The organism is Xanthomonas sp. D-99, from assembly GCF_017746145.1.
In the GTDB taxonomy this organism is placed as follows: domain Bacteria; phylum Pseudomonadota; class Gammaproteobacteria; order Xanthomonadales; family Xanthomonadaceae; genus Xanthomonas; species Xanthomonas cissicola.
The window spans coordinates 1-7,298 of the sequence record NZ_JAGHWU010000092.1 but is presented as its reverse complement, the minus strand read 5'-3'; the positions used below and the strand labels follow the sequence as shown (position 1 = coordinate 7,298).

Sequence of the window (7,298 nt, the reverse complement as noted above, 5' to 3'; positions counted from 1 at the left end):
CGAATATGGCGCTCGGCGGCATCACGCCTGCCATGAAGTTGGCGATGGCCGCTTAGCTCCACTTCTGGCGACCGCTAAAAGTGGGGGGATTACCCCTGCAGGCGCAGTCCGAAGCGAGCGGCATGTCCGCAGAGGCCATCGCGCACGCCATCGGCTATGCGATCGATCAACCAGATGATGTCGAGGTCGGCAGCCTGGTCATCCGCCCTACGTCGCAATCGTAGTGGGCGTCAGCGCTCTCACGCGCTGTCATGCCGATGTTTCCGCAACGCTTGGGGGATGAAGACCCGCGCTGCGCGGGACTCAGGGCTATGAGCGTGCTCGGACGCCACTCTTCGTGTGTGCACATGTCTCGACTGGAAGCTGCTGCACCTGGACATCGGGACGTCGGGCAACATCACGCTTGTACCCCGTACCGAACCGCTGATAACGGATCAAAGCCTGCCGTTCCAGCACGCAATAGCCTACATTTCCAGAGAACGTTGGGCACGCCGCGTCGGCTGCCTCACCGTCATCGCTACGGTAGCTACGGTAGCGAGCGTAGAGCTTTCCGTTACGCACATCTCCTTACAGCCTTCGGTCACCAGAAATCGCCGCAGGGAAGTCTGCGGGCAACCACTTCACACCGCCCCCATTTTGGTGGACCTGGCCGCTTCACCAAGGAATGCGGCGATCCGTAACAGGATGGACCGCCGCAGCAATCAGCGCTACGCGTTGAACGCCTAATAGTTTACTGAAATCGAGTTTTTAATATCAATAAATATCTGATTGGCAGGAACAGCAGTAAAGGCTCGCACATATAGATTGGGCAATGCAGAACCGGCTCTACAATCAGCCGCACTCATCGCACGCACGCTGTACGTGAAGCCGGCCAGAAGGGATGGGGCCTGTTTGTAGCTGCCAGTCGATCTCGCTGGCCCCACCGCGACACAGGCCCATCCGCCGGGGTTATTGACGTTTTGTATGTAAACAGCTCTGACGTTGGCGTTGTAATTTACTGTGAAAGTCGTTACGGGCACTGCCTGTTGTGCGCTTGCCGATGTGGCGAAGCCGGCCGACAATGCGAGCGCAATGCAGAACGCGGCCTTTCGGAAGTAACCTCTTCTTGAATGCACTGTCATTTTTTATTTCTTTCAGGTTGAAATGGAATTGGCCTATTTCCAGGCCGCCGGAGACAGATCTACCGCATGCTCCTTCGTCAGCATGCCCTATCTTGAGCCCGCAGCTTAATTTCCAGGATAAAATTGCAAGTGGAATCACAGAAATATTTTACGACCTGATCCTCATATATGCCTGCGGATGTATCTCACTGCCACAGAGAGTTATAAATAATCGAACTTAAATTCGAGCACGCCAGGCCAATGGGATCGTTGGTTTCGATAACGCACTCACCGGCATGAGGCGCCATGCGACGCGCTGACGGCGTCATCTCACTTCCTACGCAAGCGTCGGGCGATGGTCACACCGTTTGGAGTCCTCCTCGACAGCGCGGCACCAGCGCCTAGCCGCGAGTCTTGTCATATGACCAGACTTCCTAATCTCGACCTTCCCGGCATTCCGAAGTACATCGTGCAGCACGGAAACCTGATCCCATCACTGTCGCGACAAGAACCTGCCCTTTGCCGAAAAGACACAGGCAGCTCTGGCACGCCTATGTCTCCCGTAAAGCGCCACTGCCACCAAGTGTGTCGTGTTACCCGCAACCCACCATGTGTAGACACTTCTTCGCTTCCGAGTTGCGATATTCGGATGAAATGAATTGGCGATCCGCTTGTTTGTTAAATTCAATCAGTACTCCTGAAATCAATGGAAAGATTATGCCTATCAATCGATCCGGCTCGTCTAGCTCAGTCGTACGCGAATGGTCGTCTCTTTCTGACGTGCATGATGAACGTCTGCAGGAAATCGCAGGAGGTGTCGTGCCTGAGCCCATGGCGGTCTCCCGTAAGACATTCGAGGCGATGGGCTTGGCAAGTCGAGTCCTTAAAAAGACCGGTTACAAGACGTTTCCCGACGGACCCGGGAATCAAGAAACCGCAATTTGCATGAGTGGCGGCCGCAGCTGGACTCGCATGAAACTGGCCCGCGACATGGTTGAGGGTGGGCATTGCTCTGACGAATTCGACGAGGTGAGAAAAATTAAAGAATTTGGCGGAGGCAACTGCGGAGAACATCGACGAATGAGTGCAGCCGAGCTGCGTAGCATGCCTAGAAAAATGCCGGTGATCCAAGTCAAGCATGCTGAGCGCGATCACAATTATGTGATCATCGGCGATTGGCGTGACAGAGCCGTCGGCGATCATGCGGTCGTCGTTGATCCGTGGCCAATGCTGAAGAAAGTTCACACGTATGGAGAGCGGATGGAAAGCTCCGCTCCCATCCCCCTGATGTCGCATGCCCCCGGACCAGCAGAGCCAAACCCCTTGCTTGCTCAAGCGCTGGCGGCTGAGCCTGCAGATAATTCAAGGATGGAGCGCTTCACGAAAATGAGGACAAAGCATCCTGCTGGTCCGCAGGCTGCGTCAGCATTGATTCGCGCATTGAGAGAAAACCACAGCTGTGCGGACAGGGCCGCCAGCACGAAAAATCTTTACCAGGCCTATGTGGACCCAGATGGCAATATGTCCGCGTTTAATGACACGCCGGCGGGCTACGTAACTGATTATTTGAATGCCAAGGACTTCTTGAAAAAGATTTGAGAAATCTGATTGGTGCGCTACGTTAGCAGAGAAGGACGGCACGTCGCGCAAGCGGCGTTCGTCCCATGGCTTGACCCAGGCTAACGGGATAACGCTCATCTCTTGCGCAAATGTTGGCGATTGCCTGAAATTTCGAATGGTCCACCGCCATCAACACGCATGTCTGGCTGCGAGCTTTGCGGTGCGGTCAAGCTTCCACGTTCGACCTCTCCGACGTTCCGCAGCACATCGTGCGGCACGGGAACAACCGGGTGCCGTTCCAGTCGAAGAACGATACAGCGGTGACTGGCCGTCATCTCGGGCAGCAGCAGGCCCTGGCCAAGACGTCTTCCGCACAGGGCTCTAGCAAGGACCCGCTGCTTTATCACCAGCAACCTTCAATCGATGGCCGCATATCCGCTCCCGGATTTCACACCGACAGCGACGTGCAAGGGCGCCCGCAGCTCCTGATCTGTGCGTGTGCTTATGAACCGCTCTCCGTGCCTGCACACTCCTCGGCTGGAATCTGCTGCCCCTCAACATCTGGACGCAGGGCGACATCCCGCTTGTACTCAGAACCGAACTTTTGATAGCGCACCAAGGCCCCCTGCTCCAGTACGAAGTAGTCCTCCTCACCGGAGAACGTTGGACACGCGTCATAGCCAGCCCCACCGTCATCGCTACAGTAGCGAACGTAGAGCTTGCCGTTACGCATATCTCCCTCCAACTTTCCGCCACCTCCGCGAGCATTGGTGCCTTCGCTCCATTCGCCCGTAACATGGTTCTTCTGCTGATGGAGGTCGACACTGAGAAAGTGGCCAGAACCGCACCGCGTGGCATAGGCCCACTTCTTTGCGAGGTTTGCACCCACTGCGCTGGCAGGAGGCGAAGCGCTGCAGCACGCCGCACTCAATGCGACTACGATCAGCACCATGCAACGCAGGCTGTTTTCTCTGGATGCTTTTTTTGCTGCCATTGAGAGTCTCTTTGCGCTGCTGGAAGATACTTTCCACGTTACTGCCACGTCACCGTTGGATTGAGCTTCCACTGGGATCAAACGATGCCCCAGCATATGGGTCGATGACAGGCTTGAACTGGTCATTAGCTTTTGATCAACTGCGTCGCTCAGCTGGCCTGTAAGTTCGGAGTCAGGCCTGCTCATCGGCCACGCAAGCAGAGCGCCGTCGAAGGATAAGTGAGCCTTGCCTCCGTCATTCCGCGGAAGATCACACCTATGCGCGTATCGCGCGCCAGCAGCGCGTGGAGCCGCATCGCCGGGGATGCTGCTCCTGGTCGCTCTGCATCAGTCGCAGCCTTCGTTTCATGGCGGCGCACGCTGCACGGACCTTGCGCGCATGACACGCCTGGCACGCATTGCGCCCCCATCCTGAATAAGATGCATGTTCGACTTTCCGAACGATCGAACCGAGGGCGATGTGACAGCGAACAAGCGGAAGTGGATGCGCGACACCGGCACCTGGCTGACATGCGCAATCGGCGTGGCGTTGTCCGGCGGTGTGCACGCCCGCTCCGTGTCGGTGTCCAGTCCCGATCACCGCATCGTGGCGGTGCTCAGCGACGACGCGGGCGCGTTGCGCTACAGGATCCAAGCCGACGGCAAGGCGCTGCTGGCGCCCTCGCCGTTGGGCATCCGTGTGGACGGCCTGGAACTCGGCTCGCATAGCGCGATCGGCAACGTACGCCGCGGGGCCACCAATACACGCTATCGGCTCAACGGTGGCAAGGCGATGGCGCGCGACCACGCCAACACCGCCACGGTCTCGCTGACCGCGCACGGCCGCGCATTCGAGGCCGACCTGCACGTCGCCGACGACGGCGTCGCGGTGCGCTTGCGCCTGCCCGCGAGCAAGGGCAGCACCATCGAGGCCGACCGCTCCGGCTGGAAGCTGGCCGAGAACGATCCGCCGGTGTGGGCCACGGCACTGCTGCCCGACTACGAGAACGTCTACACCGGCCTGTCGCTGCGCGACCTGGGAGCGGGACGCTACGGCCTGCCGCTCACCGCGCACAGCAAGGGATTCTGGATCACCCTGAGCGAAGCGGCGGTGGTCGACTACGGCGACCTGGCCATCGAGCGCGGCGCAGACGGCGGCCTGGCCGGCGTGCTCTATGCCGACCCACAGGGCTGGCGCACCGATGCCGCCGTCGTGCAGCCGTGGCGCGTGACCATCATTGCCCGCTCGCTGACCGACCTGGTCAACTCCACCCTGGTGCAGAACCTCAATCCGCCGCCTTCGCCCGCGCTGGCCAGCGCAGACTGGATCCGCCCCGGACGTTCGGCATGGCAATGGCTGGCGGTCGGCGAACCGCGCGAGGACGACCAGCGGCAATGGGTCGATTGGACCCATCAGCTGGGCTTCGAGTACTACCTGGTGGACGACGGCTGGCGCGCATGGACGCGGCCGTGGGACACCCTGTCCGACACGGCGCGCCATGCGCACACGCAAGGCGTCGGCTTATGGCTCTGGATGCACAGCCGCGACGTGCAGCACGCGCCCGAGCGCAAGGCGCTGCTGCGCAAGATCGCCGAGACCGGCATCGTCGGGGTCAAGGTCGATTTCCCCGCACCGGCCAACCGCGACTGGTCCAACTGGTATACGGACGTGGCGCGCGACGCCGCCGCCGAGCACCTGATGGTGGATTTCCACGGTGCCATGAAACCCACCGGCACCGAGCGCACCTGGCCCAATGTCCTCACCCGCGAGGGCGTGCGCGGGCACGAATGGCACATTTCCCGCTACCAGCGCGTACTGCCCGCCGACCACGACACCATCCTGCCCTTCACCCGCGACGTCGTCGGGCCGGGCGACTACACGCCCACCGTGTTCGAACCGAAAGAACTGATGGGCAACAGCTGGGCGCACGAACTGGCCCAGATGATCCTGTTCACCTCGCCATTCCTGGCGATGGGCGGGCACCCGCAGACCTACCTCGCCAATCCCGCCTTGGACGTGCTCAAGGCAGTGCCCGCGACATGGGACGACACCATCGTCCTGCCCGGCAGCGAACCGGGCAAGGTGGCGGCGATGGCCAGGCGCCATGGCCGCGACTGGTTCATCGCAGTCATCAACGGCGGCGCCCCCACGCGCATGGCGATCGATCTGGAATTCCTGAAGAAAGGACACTGGAAGCTCACGGAACTGCGCGACGCGCATGCGCGGCCAGATGCCTGGGAGCGCACGGAACGGGACGTGACCCCGACTGGATCGATTGCGCTGGAGTTAGGGCCGCGTGGTGGATTTGTCGGTTGTTTGAAAGCGCAGTGAGGACTCAGGCCCGGCCAGGACGCAGCGCCCTTTGAAGACGAAATGACCGGCCTGCGCGGTAATCGCGACTAGAGGATCTCAGAGGCATCCCATCAGTCTGTCGGCAAAACACTCAGCGCGTCATCGACGGACCGGTTTGGCTGACAGCTTGCTGCGACTGCTCCAGCACCTGCTGCTGTTCGCGTGCCTGGGCCTGAGTCTGGTTGATTACCTGCAGGCGATCGAACGACTGGCTCTCTGGTGTCTGCACGGCGTCCACTGTCGGCATGTGTGCACGCTGGTGTGCCGGGTCATCGAGGGCGCCCTGGACGACAAAGACCTTCTCGCCACCGCCCAGGTTGGACGTGGGGGTATTGAGAACGACATGGTCCACCCGCGACAGCCCCTCCTCTTTCGCCAGCGCAAGCAGGCTGGCTGTCATGCATTCACTTGATGCGTCCCACTGCCTGCCATGTTCGGTATCGAGCTTCTGCACCCCACCCTTGATCTGCTGGTACATCGCGTGGTCTGGGTGGCCTGGCTGCGAGGGCAACGACGGCTTCTTCTGTGATGGTGATGGTGAGGGCGGGTCAGGGCCGAATGCACTCTGCTTCACCTCAAGAGAAGTGATGTCGCTGATGGTTTCCGGTTCCGGTCGACCCTGTTTGCGTTGTAGCGGTGCAATATGTTTATCGTAGTAGTCGCCGTAATATTGTTCGTACGTCTTACTCGGTCCAACCGAAGGTTGTTCCGTCTTGAAGACCTGGGCAATCTGGTTCAATGCAGCATCGCGCGTGATGTGGCCTGCCATTTGCTGATCTGCAATTGCTTGGTACTGCTGTGGCCCGGTGCCGCTTCCAGAGATGCCGATGTCCGGCCCCTTGTGATTCAGAATCTCACGCCGAATGAGTGCATTGCTGAGCGTTGCTGCAGCTTCGCCGCGGAGCATGCCAGTAACGTAACCAATCTTGGAGGACTGATCGGATTGCTCGGAGAATCGATGATGCCCAATTTCATGCGAAAGCGACCGAGCGATGCGCGCACCGTTTCCGACTGCATTTTCGTCAATCACCATTTGCGTGCGAGGAACGAGATACGTGCCCGCACCAGCAGCTCCCCATACCACAGCAATGTTGTCCCGACTCAACTGCGCAAGGCCTGCCTGAAGTGTTGGAGATCTCTGCAAGAAAGGCGTGACCGAAGGATCCGATAGCGGAGAGGAAGGCATCCCGGAAGCGGCTCCTGACACCGATTGCTGCGGCTGTGGATACTTCGACTCGTCGATACGTTCCATCATGCACTCCGTTGCGGGGGACCCAACTCAGCAGCCTAGGTAATCCCCCCACTTTTAGCG

5 protein-coding genes and 1 pseudogene are annotated in these 7,298 nt (G+C 59.7%); 3 read left to right on the top strand and 3 right to left on the bottom strand.

Features of this window, described 5'->3' with window-relative positions:
* Positions 1 to 95: 95 nt before the first annotated feature.
* Positions 96 to 224, top strand: a pseudogene (locus J7360_RS21510) (oxidoreductase); the annotation flags it as partial.
* Positions 225 to 722: 498 nt separating this feature from the next.
* On the opposite strand, the gene J7360_RS20180 reads toward J7360_RS21510, so the two are convergent.
* The gene (locus tag J7360_RS20180) at positions 723 to 1,121 is read right to left on the bottom strand and encodes a hypothetical protein (RefSeq protein WP_131701248.1); all 399 of its coding nucleotides are present in this window, start codon (positions 1,119 to 1,121) and stop codon (positions 723 to 725) included.
* Positions 1,122 to 1,817: 696 nt separating this feature from the next.
* On the opposite strand from J7360_RS20180, the gene J7360_RS20175 reads away from it, so the two are divergent.
* Positions 1,818 to 2,699: a hypothetical protein gene (locus tag J7360_RS20175; protein WP_081027815.1), complete on the top strand. Its 882-nt coding sequence runs from the start codon at positions 1,818 to 1,820 to the stop codon at positions 2,697 to 2,699.
* Between the two features lie 463 nt (positions 2,700 to 3,162).
* On the opposite strand, the gene J7360_RS21505 is transcribed toward J7360_RS20175, so the two are convergent.
* On the bottom strand, positions 3,163 to 3,840 hold the full coding sequence (locus J7360_RS21505) for a hypothetical protein (RefSeq protein ID WP_244667858.1): 678 nt from the start codon (positions 3,838 to 3,840) through the stop codon (positions 3,163 to 3,165).
* Between the two features lie 298 nt (positions 3,841 to 4,138).
* Between J7360_RS21505 and J7360_RS20165 the strand changes: the two genes are divergently transcribed.
* On the top strand, positions 4,139 to 5,965 hold the full coding sequence (locus J7360_RS20165; protein WP_209034645.1) for a glycoside hydrolase family 97 protein: 1,827 nt from the start codon (positions 4,139 to 4,141) through the stop codon (positions 5,963 to 5,965).
* A gap of 112 nt (positions 5,966 to 6,077) precedes the next feature.
* Here J7360_RS20165 and J7360_RS20160 read toward each other — a convergent pair whose 3' ends face one another.
* Positions 6,078 to 7,238 (bottom strand): XVIPCD domain-containing protein, encoded by a 1,161-nt coding sequence (locus J7360_RS20160; RefSeq protein ID WP_244667857.1) that lies wholly within the window; start codon positions 7,236 to 7,238, stop codon positions 6,078 to 6,080.
* Positions 7,239 to 7,298 lie beyond the last annotated feature (60 nt).